Consider the following 15,518-nt stretch of genomic DNA (forward strand, 5'->3'; position numbering starts at 1 on the left):
CAGGGCCCGGGGTGATTCCCGGGCCCCGCCGCCGTTCTCGTACCGCCGTACCGTCCTGCCGGCGCGCCGCCCTCAGCCGAGCAGGTCCAGCGCGCCCGTCCCGGTGAGGTCGTACGCCCCCGCGAGGAGCAGGAAGAGCAGCACCGCCAGCGTCAGCCCCGTGTAGTGCAGCCGCCCGAACAGGTTCCACCAGCGCCCGCGCCAGGCCAGCACCGTGCAGAGCGCCATCACCGGGGAGAGCACCAGGGCCGTCACGACGAGGGCCGGGACCACCGTCAGCAGCGGCGAATCGCCCAGGAACAGCGTCTGGTTGAGCGCGTTGGCGTCCGCCGTCAGCAGGGCGAAGCAGCCGGTGGCGGCGAGCAGCAGCGCCCCGGTGGTCCAGCCGAGCAGCCGTACGGCCGGCCGGTCGGCCCGGCCCCGGCGGCGGGCCAGGCGGACCGCCGCCGCCACCGGCCAGCCGAGCAGGGTGAGGGCGAGGACGGCGAGGCTGCCGACGGCGACCGCCTGGTGCGGGCCGGGTGCCTGGTACCAGGCGAGCCGCTGGTAGGCGATGGTCGGGTCGGCGTCGGTGAGCAGCGTGAGGGTGCCGTCGGCGGCCCGCTGGAAGGCGATCCGCGCGGTGCCGCCGACCTGCTGGAACAGACCGGGTTCGAGCTGCTCCCAGTGCGTCTCGGCCGCCTCCGGGTCCCGGGTGACGGGGCCGGTGACGGTGAGCCGGCCGTGCTCGGCGGTGACGTGCGGGGAGGCCATCAGGGCGGCGGCCCGGGTGAGGTCGGCGTGGCTGGTGCGGGTGGAGCGGTAGTCGCCGGCGTAGGCGTCCAGGCCGCCGGTGAGCGGCGCGGTCGCGGCGGCCGGGGGCGCGGGCAGGAAGCGGTCCAGGAAGGCGGTGAGCACCTGCTGGGTGGCCCAGCCGCCGCTGGCGTCGGTGCCGTCGCCGTTGAGGGTCACGTAGAGGCCGAGGCCGCGCTGGGGCAGCAGGGCGAGGTTGCTGTGGAAGCCGGGCACGTCGCCGTCCTTGACCAGCAGCTGCTCGCTGCCGTGGGTGCGCTGCTCCAGCAGGTAGGCCAGGCCGGGCAGACGCGGGTCGGGGCCGTAGTGGCGGGCGAGCAGCCGCTCGGCCGTCGCCGGGTCGAGGATCCGCCGGGCGTCCGGGCCGCCCTGCGGGAGCAGGGCGAGCAGCAGCTTCGCCATGTCGTCGGCGGTGGTGACGGCGGCGGCGCCGGTGGGCGTCCAGGGGCCGTAGAGGCCCGCGGTCCCGGTCTGGCCGTCGCCCTCGGGGCGGTGGCCGCGGGCGAGGTCGGCGTCGATCGCGGCGGGGTGGGGCTGGCTGAAGGTGGTGCGGTCCATCCCGAGGGGCTGGAGGACGTGCTGCGAGACGTACTGGTCGAAGGGCTGCCCGGAGACCGTCTCGACCAGGTAACCAGCCAGCGCTACACCGTAGTTGTCGTACGCGGCGGCGGTGCCGGGGGCGCGGACCCGGTCCGGCTGGTGGGCGGCGAGCGAGGCGCCGAGGCCCTCGACCCGCCCGGGCCCGGCCTGGGCGAGGCCCATGAAGCTGTCGTCGAAGCCCGCGGTGTGGGTGAGCAGGTTCTCGACGGTGACCGGGCGGCCCGGGTAGCCGTCCCTGACCTTGAAGGCGGTCAGGTAGCGGTTGACGTCGGTGCCCAGGTCCAGCTTCCCCGCCGCGACCTGCTGGAGGACGGCGACGGCGGTGAACACCTTGGCGTCGGAGCCCATGAAGAAGGCGGTCCGCGCCGGGTCGACGGGCCGGTTCGTCCGGGTGTCGGCGACGCCGTAGCCGCCCGAGAAGACCTCCCGCCCGCCGGCCACCACGGTCACGGCGGCGCCGGGGATGCGGTGCTCGGCGAGCAGCCGGGGAAGCAGCTCGTCGAACAGGGCTCTCACCTGGACGGGGTCGGCCGGGGAGGGCGGCGCGCCGATTCCGGCCGTCGGCGCACTGGTTCCGGACGGCGCACCGGTTCCGGACGCGTGCCCGGCGGCGTGGGCCGGGGTGAGGCCGTGGAGGAAGAGGCCGAGGGCGGCCAGCACCAGGACCAGACGGACCAGCGGACGGCCGGCGGCGAAGCGCTCGGACATGGCGAACTCCCGTGATCATTGCGGTGGTTGGCGGGGATCCGGCGCTCCGCTGACGGGCCGCTTCCGGACACCTCGAACGCTAGGCCGGGAGCGGTGGGCCGGGGCAGGGCCCCTGGGCGTCGATCGGAGGGTGTACCCAGGTACCGCCAAGAGGGGGCCGAGGCCCCGTGAACAGGGCGGCGGGGTAGGGCAGTCTGGTGGTCCGCAGGGTCGGGACGGCGGCCGCGAGGCCGGTACGGAGGGGGACGGACAGTGACAACGGGCAGCGTGGGCAAGGAAGTCGGGGGCGGCGCCGAGGCCGCCGGGCGGAGCGCGGGCACCCCGCTCGACCGGGCGCGCCGGGCCGTACGGGACCTGCTGCGCGCGACGGCACTGGCCGGGTTCGCGGTGCCGCAGCTGCTGCTGCTCGCCGCCGCCACGGTCACCGCCGTCCTGCTGGGCGTGGGCCTCGGCGTCCTGCTGGTGCCGGCGACCGTCCTCGCCGTCCGGGCCCTGGCCGGCCGCCGCCGCACGCTGGCCGCCCGCTGGTCCGGCGTCGCGGTCCGCGAGCCGTACCGGCCGCTGCCGCCGGCCGAGCCGGGCCTCAAGGGCGCCTGGCAGCGCTGCCGGGCCCTGCTGGGCGACCCGGCCACCTGGCGGGACCTGCTCTGGCTGCTGGTCGACCCGGTGATCGGCTTCACCGTGGCGCTGTTCCCGCCGGCCCTGGTCGCCTTCGGCCTCTTCGGCCTGCTGCAGCCCTGGCTCTGGGAGCCGATCGCCTCGGCCGACGGCAACACCTGGTACTGGTGGGTGCACGTGACGGACCCGGGCAGCGCCCGGATCGCCGTCCTGCTCGCCGTCCCGACCCTCCTGGCCGGTCCGGCGATCGCCCCCGGCGCGCTGCGCGGCCACACCGCGCTGGCCAGGGCCCTGCTCGGCCCGACCGCCCGCGCCGAGGCGCTGGCCGCCCAGCGCAAGGTCGTCCACCTGACCGAGACCCGGCGCGACGCGCTCACCGCCCAGGCCGCCGAACTGCGCCGGATCGAACGGGACCTGCACGACGGCGCGCAGGCCCGGCTGGTGGCCATGGGGATGAACCTGGGCGTCGCCGAGCGGCTGGTCGAACGGGACCCGCAGGCCGCGAAGCAGCTGCTCGCCGAGACCCGCCAGGCCTCCGCCACCGCCCTCAACGAGCTGCGCGACCTGGTCCGCGGCATCCACCCGCCGGTCCTCGCCGACCGCGGACTGGCCGACGCCGTACGGGCCCTGGGCATGGACAGCCCGCTGAACGTCACGGTCACCGCCGACCTGCCCGGCCGCGCCGAGGCACCGGTCGAGTCCGCCGTCTACTTCGCCGTCTCCGAAGCCCTGACGAACGCCGCCAAGCACGCGGGCGCGAGCCGGGTCGACGTCCAACTCTGGTACCAGGACGGCACCCTGAAGGCCCAGGTCACCGACGACGGCACCGGCGGCGCCGACCCCTCGCGCGGCACCGGGCTGCGCGGCCTGGAACGGCGGCTTGCTACCTTCGACGGCGTCCTGGCCGTCCGCAGCCCGCTCGGCGGCCCCACGACCCTGACGATGGAGCTGCCGTGCGAGTTGTCCTCGCCGAGGACCTCTTCCTCCTGAGGGACGGACTGGTCCGGATGCTGGAGGCCTACGACTTCGAGGTCGTGGCCGCGGTGGACACCGGACCGGCCCTCCTGGAGGCCCTGCTCACCGAACGCCCGGACGTGGCCGTCGTCGACGTGCGGCTGCCCCCGACGTTCACCGACGAGGGCCTCCAGGCCGCGCTGGAGGCCCGCCGGCGGATCCCCGGGCTGCCGGTGCTGGTGCTCTCCCAGTACGTCGAGCAGCTCTACGCCAAGGAGCTGCTCGCCGACGGCACCGGCGCGATCGGCTACCTGCTGAAGGACCGGGTCTTCGACCCCGACGAGTTCGTGGAGACGGTCCAGCGGGTGGCGGCCGGCGGCACCGCGCTCGACCCGCAGGTGATCGCCATGCTGGTCGGCAGCAACGAACGCAACAAGCCGCTGGACCGCCTGACGCCGCGTGAACGCGAGGTGCTGGGCCTGATGGCGGAGGGGCGCTCCAACGCGGCGATCGCCGAACGGATGGTGATCACCGAGCGGGCGGTGAAGAAGCACACGGCCAACATCTTCCTCAAGCTCGACCTGCCGCCCTCGGAGGAGGACCACCGGCGGGTGCTGGCCGTGCTCGCCTTCCTCCAGGTCGCGCCCTGAGCCGTCCTCAGTCCTCGGCGCCCTGGGTTTCCTCTGGCGTGGTTCCCTCGGGCGTGGTCTCCGCGGCCACCCAGTCGAGGTAGCCCCGGCTGCCGCCCGTCACCGGTACGGCGACCAGCTCGGGCGTCTCGTAGGAGTGCCGCCCGGCCACGAACGCGCCCAGCCGGTCCACGAGTTCGGCCCTGGTCTTGAGGTCGATCCGCCACTCCTCGGCGTCCTGCACCTCGCCGTCCCACCAGTACACCGACCGTACGGGGTACACCTGGGCGCAGGCCGCCAGCCGCTCCCGCACCACGGCGGACGCCAGGGCCCGGGCCCGCTCCTCGCTCTCGTGGGTCGTGGTCACCACGACGAAGCGCCGCTCACTCGCTGTCATGCGCCGACGGTACCCCGGGACGGGTCGGCCGAATTCCCGTTGCCCCGGCCGGACGGCGGTTGCCACGATCGGCCGATGACGACCTTCACCGGCCCCGACGGCACCCGGCTCGGCTACCGCGTGCTCGGCCGGGGCGAGCCGCTGCTCGTCCTCGCCGGCGGCCCGATGCGCGACGCCGCGTACCTCGGCGACCTCGGCGGCCTCTCCACGCACCGCGCCCTGCACGTCCTCGACCTGCGCGGCACGGGCCGCTCGGAGCGCCCGGCCGACCCGGCGGACCACCGGGTCGACCGGCAGGTGGCGGACGTCGAGGCCTTCCGGACCCACCTCGGACTCGACCGGGTGGACCTCCTCGCCCACTCCGCCGGCTGCTCGCTCGCCACCCTGTACGCGCTGCGGCACCCGGAACGCACCGGTCGGCTGGTCCTGGTCACGCCCAGCCTCCGGATCTTCGGCGGCACCTCCTCCGAGGACGACTACCGCGAGGCGGCCGAGGCCCGCGGCCTCGCCGAGCAGGAGTGGTACCCGGCCGCCCGGGCCGCCGTCCGCACCGCCTTCGCCGGCGGCGCCGCCGACCCCGACGCCGTGGCACCGCTCTTCCACGGCACCTGGGACGCCGCCGCCCGCGCCCACGAGGCCGACCGCACCGCCCAGAGCCACCCGGAGGCCGCCGCGGCCTACCACGGCGGCGGCTTCCAACCCGCCGACGTCCGCGCCGCCGTGGCCGAACTCGCCTCCCCGGCACTCCTGTTGGCCGGCGAGTACGACCCCGACCCGAGGCCCGGGGCGGTCCGCGCCACGGCCGCGCTGTTCCGCCACGCCCGTACCGCCGTCCAGCCCGCCGCCGGCCACTACCCGTGGCTCGACGACCCGGCCGCCTTCAGCCGTACGGTGGCCGCCTTCCTCGCACCCTGAAGCGACGGGCCGCCCGGACGGTCCCACACCCGCCCCCGCCAACCCGCGAGGCCCCGGCTCCGGCGCGCCCCGGCCCGCCGGGGCCGCCGGGTCAGTCCCGGCGGGCCGTGTGGACGGTCATCGCGGAGAGGTAGAAGGCGTCCGGGCGGTGCAGGATCCCGGTGGGGGCGTCCTCGGCGAGCAGGGCATCCAGGGTGGCCCGGTCCTCGGTGTCGAGCTGTTCGGCGAGCCGGTCGCGCAGCCGGGTCAGCTGGACGTGCAGGTAAGCGCGGACCGGGCCGGCGAGCGGGGCGGGGTGGTCGACCAGGAAGGTGCGGGTGCCGGTCGGGGTCAGCCCGGCCCGTCCGAGCATGGCCGGCCAGTCCTCGATCTCCTCGGTGCTGTCCGGCAGTTCGGCCCGCATGGTGGTGAAGCCGTCCTCGTGGGCGGCGTCCATCCGGGCCTGGAGGCCGGGCCGGCCGAGGCCGAAGTCGCGCGGCAGGTAGCGCGCGGGCAGGCCGCGTTCGGCGACGGCGAGCAGGCCGCCGGGCCGCAGCGCCCCGGCGAGCGAGGTGAGCGCGGCCTGCTGGTCGCCGAGGTGGTGGATGGCGTTGCCGGACCAGATCAGGTCGGCCTCGCCGAGCTTGTCGAACTCGGCGGGCAGGTCGGCCTGTCGGGTGCCGAGCCGGCCACCGGAGCGGACCCGGGCACGCTCCAGCAGGGCGGCCGACTGGTCGACGGCCACCACCTCGGCCGCCGGGAAGACCTCCGCCAGCAGTCCGGCGATCACCCCGGGCCCGCTGCCGACGTCGAGGACCCGCCGAACCGCGCCCTCGCCGTGCAGGCCGAGCAGCCACCGCCCGGCCTCGGTGACGGCGCCGGCCCGCAGGTCGCCCTCCAGCTCCAGGTGCGCGGCGAGCGCGTCCCAGTCGAAGTCGGCGGCGGGGACGTGCCCGTGGGAGTGCCCGTGGGACGGGCCGTGGGAGTGGGAGTGGTCGTGCTGGTGCGCTGACATCAGGGTTTCTCCGATCGTGGGTTGACGAAAGCTTCCCCGCTCAGGCGGGCACGGCGGCACCGGACGCGCGGTACCGCACGACGGCCCGCTCGACCTCCTCCGCCGCGAGGTCGTGGTCGAGCGCGAAGGCGGCCGCCGCGCCCATCCCGGCGGCGGTGACCACCTGGGCGCGCGGGTCGGCGACGTTGCCGACCGCCCAGACGCCGGGGAGGCTGGTGCGGCCGGTCCGGTCGGTGGTGACCCAGCCGTTGTCGTCCCGGGCGCAGTCGAGGCCGAAGAGCAGCGCGTCCCGGGGCACCGGCTGCGGGAAGACGAACACCGCCTCGCGCGGCACCACCTGCCCGTTGGCGAGCTCGACGCCGCGCAGCCGCCCGTCGTCGGAGACCAGGCGGACGATCCGGCCCTCGACCACCCGGACGTCCCGGGCGGCGAGCCGTTCCCGCTCGTCGTCGGTCAGTGCGAGGGTGTGCGCGAGCAGCACCACGTCCGCCGACCACTGCCGCAGCAGCAGCGCCTGGTTGACCGCCCCGGGGCCGGTGCCGAGCACGCCGAGCGGGCGGTCGCGGACCTCCCAGCCGTGGCAGTACGGGCAGTGCAGCACATCCTGGCCCCACCGCTCGACCAGGCCGGGCAGCTCCGGCAGGCCGTCCCGCAGCCCGGTGGCGACGACCACCCGGCGCGCGTGCAGCACCGGCCCGCCGGCCAGGTGGACCACGAAGCCCGGCGCCGCGGGCCCCGCCGGACCGGCACCGGCATCGGCACCGGCGGGCTCGATGTGCTCGACCCGGGCGTCGATCAGGTCCGCCCCGTACCGGGCGACCTCCTCCCGCCCGACCGCCAGCAGCGCCGCCGGGGGCATGCCGTCCCGGCTCAGGTAGCCGTGCATGTGGGCGGCGGGCGCGTTGCGCGGCTCGCCGGCGTCCACCACCGCGACCCGGCGCCGGGCCCGGCCCAGCACCAGCGCGGCGTTCAGCCCCGCCGCTCCGGCGCCGACCACCACCACGTCGTAGCGCTCGCTCCCCCTGATCCCGGTCACCCCGGCTGTCCTGGTCGTCCCGGTCGTCTCGCCCATGGCGCTCACCTCCACCGCCAGGCTGCGGCCCACCCCACCGGATCGGCAAGCAATGTTGCCGCCTCAGCAAACCCCGGCCCCGAGCCGACCTCGCCCTCAGCCCACCTCGGCGGCCCGCGCCCCCGTCCGCCGCCAGTACGACCGGGCGGCCACCGCCAGCGCGACCCCGTACCCGGCGAACCCGCACATCCCCACCCAGGCGACCTCCAGCGCGCTCTGCTCACCGGCGAACTCGCCCAGCCTGATCCGCGTCACCCCGGCGGTGCACAGCCCCAGGTAGCCGACCCCGACCACCCCGTACGGCGCCAACGTGGCCGCACCCAGCAGGGCCGGGGTGAGCGGCAGCCAGCGCGGCACCCGGCGGCCGCGCAGCGGCAGGGTCCAGCGCGGGAAGACCTGCCCCCACGGACGGACCAGCCCCCAGAGCAGGAACACCCCGAGCAGCGCCAGCAGCATCGTGCCGTCCAGTCCCCAACGCTCCAGGGCGAGCCAGAGCCCGGAGGAGCCGTTGCGCACATAGCTCGCGTACATCCGGTCACCGCTGATCCCCGCGAAACTGCCGCCGAGCGCCCAGACCAGCTTCATCAGCACGTACGGCACGAACGCCAGAGTCCCTGTCCAGGCGGCGAGTTGGACGAGCGGCGGGGCCGCCGTGGGAGCCGGCGCGGCCTGCCCGGCCCGGCCGGCACGGGCACCGGGCCGCAGTCCCAGGGCGGCCCTGGCCAGCAGTACCGCCCCCAGCGCCGCCAGGGCGCGCCCCACCGTGTCGGGGACGCTGTCCACCCGCTGGCCGAACACCAGCGTCACCAGGTCCATCAGCAGGCTCCAGGCCCCCACCGCGGCCGCCCCGCAGAGCGGCCACAGCAGCCGCTGCAGCCGCACCGGTTTCCGGCGCGCCACCAGCGCTCCGGCGACGGCCGAGAGCAGCCCCACGCCGACCACCACCCACCCCGGCCAGTGCGCGCCGAACAGCGCCGTCCCGCTCAGCCCGCACCCCGCCCCGAACCCGGCGTACCCGAGCCCCCAGCCGGCCACCGCCCACCCGCTTCTCACCATGCCGCCAGGCTCACCCGCGCCACCCGCCCCGCCCCTCCCCCGGCACGGTGATCCCCCTCCCCCACCCGGGGGACCCCGCACCACGCGCGGCCGATATCACTCCAACTCGCAGTCCCCGACGCACAACTGAGCTAGCACCAGGGGAACAACCCCATGCGAGGCTTCATCGGCAGCCTCGACCACGACGACCGTGTCCGGACCACCGGTGCCGCGAGCCTCCCCAGCGACCCGCTCGACGGTCAGCCCGGCGGTCACCGGCCTGCGCACCGTGGACCACGGTGCCACCATCGTCCTGCCCGGCCTCGACGACCAGCCGGGACGGGAAAGCGTGGCACAGTGTATTGCGGCGCGATACACTGGCACCATGAAGACCATCACGCAGCGCGAACTCGCGGCGCGGTCCAAGGCCGTACTCGACGACGTCGAAGCCGGCGAGATCTACCACGTCACCCGCAACGGCACGGAGATCGCCGAAGTCCGACCGATCAGCAACCGCCGACGGTTCGTCCCCGTGGAAGAGCTCCAGCGCAAGTGGCGGAGCGCACCCGCCGTCGACGCCGCTCAGCTGCGGGCCGAGGCCGACACCTTCTACGGCGACGAGGACCGGGTCGAGGGCGGCGGCGACCCGTGGGAGCGCGCGTGAGCGAACGACGCCAGTGCGGCCTGCTCGACACCTGTGTGGTGATCGATCTGCCGCAGATCGATCCGGAACTCCTGCCGTTCGAGGTCGCCGTGCCCTCGGTGGTGCTGGCCGAGCTCTCCCAGGGTGTCGCCATGGCCAAGGACCCAGTGCAGATGCTGGCCAGGGCCCAACGGCTGGCCGACGTGGAGGCGGAGTTCACCGCCCTCCCGTTTGACCGTGAGGCCGCCCGGCGATTCGGAACACTGATCGCACTCACGATCCAGGCCAAGCGCGACCCCCGCCCTCGCCGCATGGGCCTGATGATCGCTGCCACCGCCGCCGCCCACGGCCTACCGCTCTACACCCGGAACGCGGACGACTTCATCGGCCTGGAGCAGGGGATCGAGGTCATCGCGGTATAGCCGCCCAGCCCCGCCCGGCTGTCGGGGCTGGGCGGGGCTGGGCGGGGCCGGGCGGGCCGGGGCTCATCCCCTCGGGGCGGCGAAGCAGTGGACGGTGACGGTGCGGCCGGAGGCCCACCGCTGGTCGCCGCTGCCGAGGTGGGTCCAGCCGAGGCGGCGGTAGAGGGCCACGGCGGCGGTGTCGGTGGCGAGGACGTCGAGCACGGGGTGCAGGCCGAGCGCCCGCGCGTGCGCCACGGCGCAGGCCAGCAGCCGGGCGCCGATGAGGTGGCCGCGCGCCGTGGGGGCGACGTAGAGGCGGCCGATCACGCTGGTGAGCTCCGGGCGGCCGCCGGTGCGGTGGCTCCACAGGGCGGGGGCGAGGTCGTCCGGGGTGCTGCGGGCGAGGCCGACGTGTCCGGCGAGCCGGCCGTCCGACTCGGCGATCCAGGCGGCGAGCTGGCCGTCCGGGGTCAGCCAGGCGGCGGGGCGGTCGGGCCAGTCGGCGGGATAGCCGTCGGCCGCGTGGACGTCGCCGAGCACCCGGACGCAGTCGGCGAGGTCGTCGGCGCGGCGCGGTCGGACCAGCACCCCCGCTCCGGCCTGCCGTGAGTGGGACGCGACGACGGTGGCGCGTTCTTCGAGGTCTGCCATGCCGGTACGTTACCGGCCGGGACTCACCGTCGCAGCAGGTCGACGACCCCGGTCAGGTCCTCCTCGCCGCCGCCGATCTCCAGCCTGCGCTCCATCAACCGGAAGTACGGCTCCAGCAGTTCGGCGCTCACCCCCTGCTCCTCGGCGGTGCCCAGCAGCGTCTGCCGGCCGGCCACCTGCATCGCCAGGTTGGACACCACGCCCTGGGTGTAGTCGCCGCTCTCCAGCTGCTCCGCAGTCCTGGCCACCGAGCCGGACATCGCGGCGAGCCAGCCGCCCAGCAGCGGCGCCAGCTCGCTCGGCGCCACGGCCTCGCCGCGGACCAGTGCGAAGGCGTGCGCGATCCCGGCGAGCATCCCGTACATCCCGCTGAGCAGCGCCACGTCGTGCAGCGCCGCGTACCCGGCGTCCGCGCCCACGTACCGGGTGCCGGCCGGGACGGCGAGGGTGGCCCCGTGCTCCTCGAACAGCTCGGACGAGCCGCTGTAGAACACGTACGCCCCGGTCGCCGGGACACCGATCATCGGCGGGACGGCCATGATCCCGCCGTCCAGGTAGCGGGCGCCGCGCTCCTCGGCCCAGGAGGCGCGGGCGCGGGCCTGCGCGGGGGTGCTGGTGACCAGGTTGACCAGGTCCTTGCCGGTCAGGTCGACGCCCTCCAGCGCCGCCGGCACGGAGGCGTCGTCGAGCAGGCAGACGACGACCAGCCGGTTCGCGGCGACCGCCTCCGCGGCGGTGGCGGCGACGGCGGCACCGCGGGCGGCGAGCCCCTCGGCGCGGGCGGCGGTGCGGTTCCAGACGGTCAGCGGGTGCCCGGCGGCGAGCCAGGCCCCGGCCAGCGCGGTACCCATCGCGCCGAGGCCGAGCAGGGTGAGCGGGGTGGACGGGGTGTTCAGGGCGGGCGTGGTCTCGGACGCGTTCTCAACGGGGTTGGTTGCCATGGCAGTCAGCCTCCGCGCTGCCCCCGGAAACGATCAAGTACGCACTTCGGAGTGGGTGGTTACCCTGGGGTCAGTATCCAGGTCGGAGGTTCGGAAGGGGTGGGCATGGCGACCGTGCCGAGGCCGGGGGCGTACATCTGCGGGACGGACGCCGCGATGGACGTGATCGGCGGCAAGTGGAAGGTGTCGATCCTCTGGGCCCTGGGCGAGCGCCCGCGCTGCCGCTTCGGCGAGCTGCGCCGGCTGCTGCCGGGGATCACCGAGAAGGTGCTGGCCGCGCACCTGCGCGAGATGGAGGCGCACGGCATCGTGCACCGCGAGGCGTACGAGGAGGTGCCGCCGCGGGTCGAGTACGCGCTGACCGAGGCGGGGCACCGCCTCAACACGGCGCTGGGGCCGCTGGGCGCCTGGGGCCGGGAGCACCTCCTGGGCGGGGCGCCGTACCCGGCGTAGCGCGGCCGCACGGGGCGCCGCACCCGGCGTGGCGCGGGCCCTACGCGATCGCGGCCGACACCACCGCCGCCACCGCGATGTTGCAGGAGGCGGACACCCACACCGCCGGGTGCGGCTCCGGCTCGACCAGGATCGCGCCAAGCTTTCCCGGCGTCAGCAGGTCCACCAGCCAGAACGCGACGGCCATCAGCACCAGCCCGAGCAGGCCGTAACAGGCCGTCGACAGCAGGCCCTTGGCGAAGTCGGCGTAGGTGTACATGATCGCGGTGAAGACGATGCCGCCGATGCCGAGCAGCGCGGAGCTGAGCAGGACGGCGGCGTTGCGGTTGCGCTCGACCCAGATCTGGTGGCCGAGCCTGCCGGGCGTCAGCAGGTCGACCAGGCCGATGCCGAGGAGCAGCAGCACCACGCCGAGGACGCCGTAGGCCGCCGCCGCACCGAGCCCGTGCAGGATGTCGTTCATCGTGGTTCCAGCCCCCGGTCCGCTCACGCCAGCCCCCGACCGGCTGGTCAGGGCCCCCGACCGCCTTGGTCAAGGGTTGGCAAAAGATACCCCACCCGGGTGAGGGGCGGACCGGGATCCGGAAACCGGGGACGGGTCAGTCGTCCTCGTGCACCAGGTGGTCGACGCAGGCCGCGACGGCCAGCAGCAGGCCGGTGTCCGCGCCGTCGGCGATCTCCACCCCGTAGGTGTCGCGGATCCGGAACCACTTGCGGCTGATCCGGGCCAGGTCGTCGCCGTGCTGGTTCTCGATCCGGTAGTCCTTGTCGATCAGGTTGCCGTGGATCTTCAGCTCGCCGCCGGAGGCCAGCTCCACCAGGTACTTGTCCCGGAACGGGGTGAACAGCTTCTCCCGGACGGTGGCGACCACCTCGCCGTCGGCGTCCTCGATCTTCATCGCGTCGCGGACGGTGAGCATCTTCTCCTTCACCACCGCGACCACCCGCCCGTGCGCGTCCTTCAGCTCGAAGGTGTCCCGCAGCCGCAGCACCTTGCCGTCCACCAGGTACGCCTTGCGGCCCCGGTCGTCCTCGATCCAGTAGTCGTCGCCGACCGCGAACAGCTTCTCCCTGACCAGGTACCGCACCTGCGACCTCCTCGTGTTGACGTCCGCCCCATTCGACCCCGGACCCCCGGCCGCGGGAAAGCACCGCCACGGGACGGCCGACCGGAAACCCCGTCGCACAACGGCCCCCGATCCCCTTCAATACGGCCATGCACCCTGACCTCACCACCGCCGAGCTGCGCAGCGAGCGCCTCGACCTGCTGCCGATCGCCCCCGGGCACGCCGAGGAGCTGGCGGCCGCGCTCGCCGACCCGGCCCTGCACGCCTTCACCGGCGGCCGCCCGGCCACCGTCGAGGAGCTGCGCGCCCGCTGCGCCCGGCTCGCCGCCGGCTCCCCCGACCCGGCCGAGGCCTGGGGCAACTGGGTGCTGCGGCTGCGCGCCGACGGCGCCCTCACCGGCTACGTGCAGACCACCGTCCGCCCCGACGGGGCCGAACTCGCCTGGGTGGTCGGCACCCCCTGGCAGCGCCGCGGCCTGGCCACCGAGGCCGCCCGCACCCTGCTCGCCCACCTCACCGCCGCCGGCGTCACCACCGCCCTCGCCCACATCCACCCCGACCACCACGCCTCCGCCAGGATCGCCACCGCCCTCGGCCTGCGCCACACCGCCCACACCCAGGACGGCGAGACCCGCTGGCAGGCCGACCTCACCCGGCCGTAGCCCCTCGCGGCCCGCGCGGTCACCATGCACTGGTCAGATCCTTGCGGCCCTCAGAGTTGATAAGTTCAATTAGCCGCTGATGGCATGTATCAACTCTGGGGAGAGCGACGTTGGCAGGACGAGGCAGGCCCAGTCGCAGTACCGTCTACAACCGACTCGCCGGCGCGCTGACCGAGCTGAACGAGCGCTTCGGCGGACTCCCCAGTCCCCGAGAAGCCCAGGAGATCTGGGACGACATCTGGCACCAGGAAGCACACCACTCCACCGCGCTTGAGGGCAACACCCTGGTCCTTCGCGAGGTGCAAGCACTCCTGGACCAGGGTCGAGCCGTCGGAGCGAAGCCGCTCAGCGAGTACAACGAGGTCCAGGGCTACGCTGACGCTGCCCGCTGGGTCTACGGCCAGGCACTGGAACCGGACGCTTGGCATGACGGCCGCCTCGTTACCCTCAGCGAGATCCGCCATATCCACCACGCGGCGATGACCCCGGTCTGGAACGTGGCACCTCACCCGGACGCGAGCGACCGCGAAGGCCCCGGCAACTTCCGCGAGCACGACATTGAGCTTCCCCCGCTGCGCGGGAGGTGGTGATTACCTGGTCAGGGCGGGTGTGGGTGGTTCGACGGCCACTGGTTCGGCCGTCGCCTGGTCGGCGTAGTGCTTGGCTTCGTACTCGTCGGGGCTGAGCCAGCTCAGGTGCTTCTGGATGCGGCGGGTGTTGTACCAGCCGTCGATGTAGGCGAACAGCGCGAGGTCGGCGTCGGTGCGGGTGGTGAAGGTCGTGCGGCGCACGCACTCGGTCTTCAGGACGCTCCAGAAGTTCTCTGCCAGGGCGTTGTCGAACGAGTCGCCCACGCTTCCCATGCTCGGCTCGATTCCCGCCTTCAGCAGGCGAGTTGTGAGCTTGATGGACGTGTACTGACACCCGTGGTCGCTGTGATGAATCAGCTTCCCCGGCTCGATGGGCCGGCCGTGCAGCGCGTACTCCAGGGCGGTGAGGACCAGGTCGGCGTCCGCGCGCTCGGAGGTGTGCCAGCCGACGATGCGACGGGAGAAGGCGTCGCGGATCGTGGCAAGCCACCACGGGCCCTCGCCGGTGGGGATCAGCGAGATGTCGGCGACCCACAGCCGGTTCGGTGCGGCGGCGGTGAAGTCGCGCTGGACCAGGTCCGGAGCGGGGTCCGCCGCCGGGTCGCGGCGGGTGAAGGAGCGGGGCCGGCGCGGGCTGACGCCCTGGATTCCGGCCTGGCGCATCAGACGCTCGACCCGCTTGCGGCCGACGTGGGTGCCCTCGCGCCGCAGGACGGCATGGACGCGTGGGGAGCCGTAGGTCTCGTCGGAGTCGGCGTGGATGCGGCGGATGTGCTCGGTCAGCTCCGCGTCGTGGCGCTTGCGCTCGCAGGGCTCGTGGACGTCGCGGCGCCAGCGGTAGTAGGTGGAGGCGGGGATGTGCAGTTCCCGGAGGACGGGCTCGGCCCCGAAGCGGTCCTGGTGCTCGTCGATGAGCTTCAGTACCGTCGCCGGGTCGGGTCGAGCTCCTGGGCGAAAAAAGCCGAGGCGGCCTTGAGGATCTCGCACGAGCGCCGGAGCTCGGCGTTCTCCTTGCGCAGAGCCGCCAACTCCTCCTTCTCGACAGTGGTCAGCCGGTCGTCGCGCTCACCCCGATCCGCCTCGTCCTGGCGGATCCAGTTCCGCAGGGCCTCATGGTGAACCCCGAGCTCGCGGGCCATCTGACGGATCACGGGCTTCGGATCGGCCGCCCGGTATGCGGCAACAGCCCGCTGCCGCAACTCGGGCGGGTACTTCATCGGTGCAGCCATGACGGGGGCTCCCTTCTCATGGCCAATCAGGCCATCTCCGGCAACCTTCCGCACCTCGGGGGAACCTCACACGGGCTTCGGATCGGCCGCCCGGTATGCGGCAACAGCCCGCTGCCGCAACTCGGGCGGGTACTTCATCGGTGCAGCCATGACGGGGGCTCCCT

General features: G+C 74.4%; 19 protein-coding genes. 8 read left to right on the plus strand and 11 right to left on the minus strand.

What is annotated here, in order from left to right:
- Positions 1-72: 72 nt before the first annotated feature.
- Positions 73-2,100 (minus strand): serine hydrolase domain-containing protein, encoded by a 2,028-nt coding sequence (locus ACFCY1_RS40065; protein WP_375877705.1) that lies wholly within the window; start codon positions 2,098-2,100, stop codon positions 73-75.
- A 267-nt stretch (positions 2,101-2,367) separates the two neighbouring features.
- On the opposite strand from ACFCY1_RS40065, the gene ACFCY1_RS40070 reads away from it, so the two are divergent.
- Together ACFCY1_RS40070 and ACFCY1_RS40075 are read left to right on the plus strand one after the other, a co-directional pair.
- Entirely contained in the window at positions 2,368-3,708 is a 1,341-nt protein-coding gene (locus tag ACFCY1_RS40070) for a sensor histidine kinase (protein WP_375877706.1), read from the plus strand.
- The gene (locus tag ACFCY1_RS40075; RefSeq protein ID WP_049651080.1) at positions 3,672-4,322 is read left to right on the plus strand and encodes a response regulator transcription factor; all 651 of its coding nucleotides are present in this window, start codon (positions 3,672-3,674) and stop codon (positions 4,320-4,322) included. Before ACFCY1_RS40070 ends, ACFCY1_RS40075 begins: the two co-directional genes overlap by 37 nt.
- A gap of 7 nt (positions 4,323-4,329) precedes the next feature.
- On the opposite strand, the gene cutA is transcribed toward ACFCY1_RS40075, so the two are convergent.
- Positions 4,330-4,698 carry a divalent-cation tolerance protein CutA gene (gene cutA / locus ACFCY1_RS40080; protein WP_074002045.1) on the minus strand — a complete coding sequence of 123 codons (369 nt, stop codon included), beginning with the start codon at positions 4,696-4,698 and terminating at the stop codon, positions 4,330-4,332.
- A gap of 75 nt (positions 4,699-4,773) precedes the next feature.
- Here cutA and ACFCY1_RS40085 point away from each other — a divergent pair, with 75 nt between their 5' ends.
- Positions 4,774-5,613, plus strand: a complete 840-nt coding sequence (locus ACFCY1_RS40085; RefSeq protein ID WP_375877707.1) for an alpha/beta fold hydrolase — start codon at positions 4,774-4,776, stop codon at positions 5,611-5,613.
- A gap of 91 nt (positions 5,614-5,704) precedes the next feature.
- On the opposite strand, the gene ACFCY1_RS40090 is transcribed toward ACFCY1_RS40085, so the two are convergent.
- The 3 genes from ACFCY1_RS40090 to ACFCY1_RS40100 form a co-directional block, all read right to left on the minus strand.
- Positions 5,705-6,607, minus strand: a complete 903-nt coding sequence (locus ACFCY1_RS40090; protein WP_375877708.1) for a class I SAM-dependent methyltransferase — start codon at positions 6,605-6,607, stop codon at positions 5,705-5,707.
- Between the two features lie 40 nt (positions 6,608-6,647).
- The gene (locus ACFCY1_RS40095; protein WP_375877709.1) at positions 6,648-7,679 is read right to left on the minus strand and encodes an NAD(P)/FAD-dependent oxidoreductase; all 1,032 of its coding nucleotides are present in this window, start codon (positions 7,677-7,679) and stop codon (positions 6,648-6,650) included.
- A 96-nt stretch (positions 7,680-7,775) separates the two neighbouring features.
- Positions 7,776-8,735: a hypothetical protein gene (locus ACFCY1_RS40100; protein ID WP_375877710.1), complete on the minus strand. Its 960-nt coding sequence runs from the start codon at positions 8,733-8,735 to the stop codon at positions 7,776-7,778.
- 364 nt (positions 8,736-9,099) lie between these two features.
- Between ACFCY1_RS40100 and ACFCY1_RS40105 the strand changes: the two genes are divergently transcribed.
- Together ACFCY1_RS40105 and ACFCY1_RS40110 are read left to right on the plus strand one after the other, a co-directional pair.
- Complete coding sequence (locus ACFCY1_RS40105) at positions 9,100-9,378, plus strand: type II toxin-antitoxin system Phd/YefM family antitoxin (protein WP_049651073.1); 279 nt, start codon at positions 9,100-9,102, stop codon at positions 9,376-9,378.
- A complete protein-coding gene (locus tag ACFCY1_RS40110) occupies positions 9,375-9,779 on the plus strand; it encodes a type II toxin-antitoxin system VapC family toxin (protein WP_049651072.1) in 405 nt (134 codons plus the stop codon). The genes ACFCY1_RS40105 and ACFCY1_RS40110 overlap by 4 nt, the downstream gene beginning before the upstream one ends.
- 63 nt (positions 9,780-9,842) lie before the next feature.
- Here the strand turns inward: ACFCY1_RS40110 and ACFCY1_RS40115 are convergent, their stop codons facing one another.
- Together ACFCY1_RS40115 and ACFCY1_RS40120 are read right to left on the minus strand one after the other, a co-directional pair.
- Positions 9,843-10,412: a GNAT family N-acetyltransferase gene (locus ACFCY1_RS40115; protein WP_117488924.1), complete on the minus strand. Its 570-nt coding sequence runs from the start codon at positions 10,410-10,412 to the stop codon at positions 9,843-9,845.
- Positions 10,413-10,435: 23 nt separating this feature from the next.
- Complete coding sequence (locus ACFCY1_RS40120) at positions 10,436-11,353, minus strand: NAD(P)-dependent oxidoreductase (RefSeq protein WP_375877711.1); 918 nt, start codon at positions 11,351-11,353, stop codon at positions 10,436-10,438.
- A gap of 105 nt (positions 11,354-11,458) precedes the next feature.
- Here ACFCY1_RS40120 and ACFCY1_RS40125 point away from each other — a divergent pair, with 105 nt between their 5' ends.
- A complete protein-coding gene (locus tag ACFCY1_RS40125) occupies positions 11,459-11,806 on the plus strand; it encodes a winged helix-turn-helix transcriptional regulator (RefSeq protein ID WP_375877712.1) in 348 nt (115 codons plus the stop codon).
- Positions 11,807-11,846: 40 nt separating this feature from the next.
- Here the strand turns inward: ACFCY1_RS40125 and ACFCY1_RS40130 are convergent, their stop codons facing one another.
- Both ACFCY1_RS40130 and ACFCY1_RS40135 read right to left on the minus strand, forming a co-directional pair.
- Positions 11,847-12,269 (minus strand): DUF350 domain-containing protein, encoded by a 423-nt coding sequence (locus tag ACFCY1_RS40130; protein WP_375877713.1) that lies wholly within the window; start codon positions 12,267-12,269, stop codon positions 11,847-11,849.
- A 136-nt stretch (positions 12,270-12,405) separates the two neighbouring features.
- Positions 12,406-12,894, minus strand: coding sequence for an LURP-one-related/scramblase family protein (locus ACFCY1_RS40135; protein ID WP_049651067.1), 489 nt, complete (start codon positions 12,892-12,894; stop codon positions 12,406-12,408).
- A gap of 128 nt (positions 12,895-13,022) precedes the next feature.
- Between ACFCY1_RS40135 and ACFCY1_RS40140 the strand changes: the two genes are divergently transcribed.
- Both ACFCY1_RS40140 and ACFCY1_RS40145 read left to right on the plus strand, forming a co-directional pair.
- The gene (locus ACFCY1_RS40140) at positions 13,023-13,535 is read left to right on the plus strand and encodes a GNAT family N-acetyltransferase (RefSeq protein ID WP_375877714.1); all 513 of its coding nucleotides are present in this window, start codon (positions 13,023-13,025) and stop codon (positions 13,533-13,535) included.
- Positions 13,536-13,645: 110 nt separating this feature from the next.
- On the plus strand, positions 13,646-14,125 hold the full coding sequence (locus ACFCY1_RS40145; RefSeq protein WP_375877715.1) for a hypothetical protein: 480 nt from the start codon (positions 13,646-13,648) through the stop codon (positions 14,123-14,125).
- Here the strand turns inward: ACFCY1_RS40145 and ACFCY1_RS40150 are convergent, their stop codons facing one another.
- Together ACFCY1_RS40150 and ACFCY1_RS40155 are read right to left on the minus strand one after the other, a co-directional pair.
- Positions 14,126-15,112, minus strand: coding sequence for an IS3 family transposase (locus tag ACFCY1_RS40150; protein WP_375877716.1), 987 nt, complete (start codon positions 15,110-15,112; stop codon positions 14,126-14,128).
- On the minus strand, positions 15,043-15,354 hold the full coding sequence (locus tag ACFCY1_RS40155) for a transposase (protein ID WP_375877717.1): 312 nt from the start codon (positions 15,352-15,354) through the stop codon (positions 15,043-15,045). The genes ACFCY1_RS40150 and ACFCY1_RS40155 overlap by 70 nt, the downstream gene beginning before the upstream one ends.
- Positions 15,355-15,518 lie beyond the last annotated feature (164 nt).

The sequence above is a fragment of the Kitasatospora sp. NPDC056273 genome, assembly GCF_042268845.1.
Taxonomy (GTDB): Bacteria; Actinomycetota; Actinomycetes; order Streptomycetales; family Streptomycetaceae; genus Kitasatospora.

Excerpts from the sequence above, each read along its gene's own strand:
- ACFCY1_RS40115 (WP_117488924.1), bottom strand. The coding sequence starts at position 10,412 with ATGGCAGACCTCGAAGAACGCGCCACCGTCGTCGCGTCCCACTCACGG.
- ACFCY1_RS40125 (WP_375877712.1), top strand. The coding sequence starts at position 11,459 with ATGGCGACCGTGCCGAGGCCGGGGGCGTACATCTGCGGGACGGACGCC.
- ACFCY1_RS40105 (WP_049651073.1), top strand. The coding sequence starts at position 9,100 with ATGAAGACCATCACGCAGCGCGAACTCGCGGCGCGGTCCAAGGCCGTA.
- ACFCY1_RS40085 (WP_375877707.1), top strand. The coding sequence starts at position 4,774 with ATGACGACCTTCACCGGCCCCGACGGCACCCGGCTCGGCTACCGCGTG.
- ACFCY1_RS40065 (WP_375877705.1), bottom strand. The coding sequence starts at position 2,100 with ATGTCCGAGCGCTTCGCCGCCGGCCGTCCGCTGGTCCGTCTGGTCCTG.
- ACFCY1_RS40155 (WP_375877717.1), bottom strand. The coding sequence starts at position 15,354 with ATGGCTGCACCGATGAAGTACCCGCCCGAGTTGCGGCAGCGGGCTGTT.
- ACFCY1_RS40120 (WP_375877711.1), bottom strand. The coding sequence starts at position 11,353 with ATGGCAACCAACCCCGTTGAGAACGCGTCCGAGACCACGCCCGCCCTG.
- ACFCY1_RS40095 (WP_375877709.1), bottom strand. The coding sequence starts at position 7,679 with ATGGGCGAGACGACCGGGACGACCAGGACAGCCGGGGTGACCGGGATC.
- ACFCY1_RS40090 (WP_375877708.1), bottom strand. The coding sequence starts at position 6,607 with ATGTCAGCGCACCAGCACGACCACTCCCACTCCCACGGCCCGTCCCAC.
- ACFCY1_RS40100 (WP_375877710.1), bottom strand. The coding sequence starts at position 8,735 with ATGGTGAGAAGCGGGTGGGCGGTGGCCGGCTGGGGGCTCGGGTACGCC.
- cutA (WP_074002045.1), bottom strand. The coding sequence starts at position 4,698 with ATGACAGCGAGTGAGCGGCGCTTCGTCGTGGTGACCACGACCCACGAG.
- ACFCY1_RS40140 (WP_375877714.1), top strand. The coding sequence starts at position 13,023 with ATGCACCCTGACCTCACCACCGCCGAGCTGCGCAGCGAGCGCCTCGAC.
- ACFCY1_RS40130 (WP_375877713.1), bottom strand. The coding sequence starts at position 12,269 with ATGAACGACATCCTGCACGGGCTCGGTGCGGCGGCGGCCTACGGCGTC.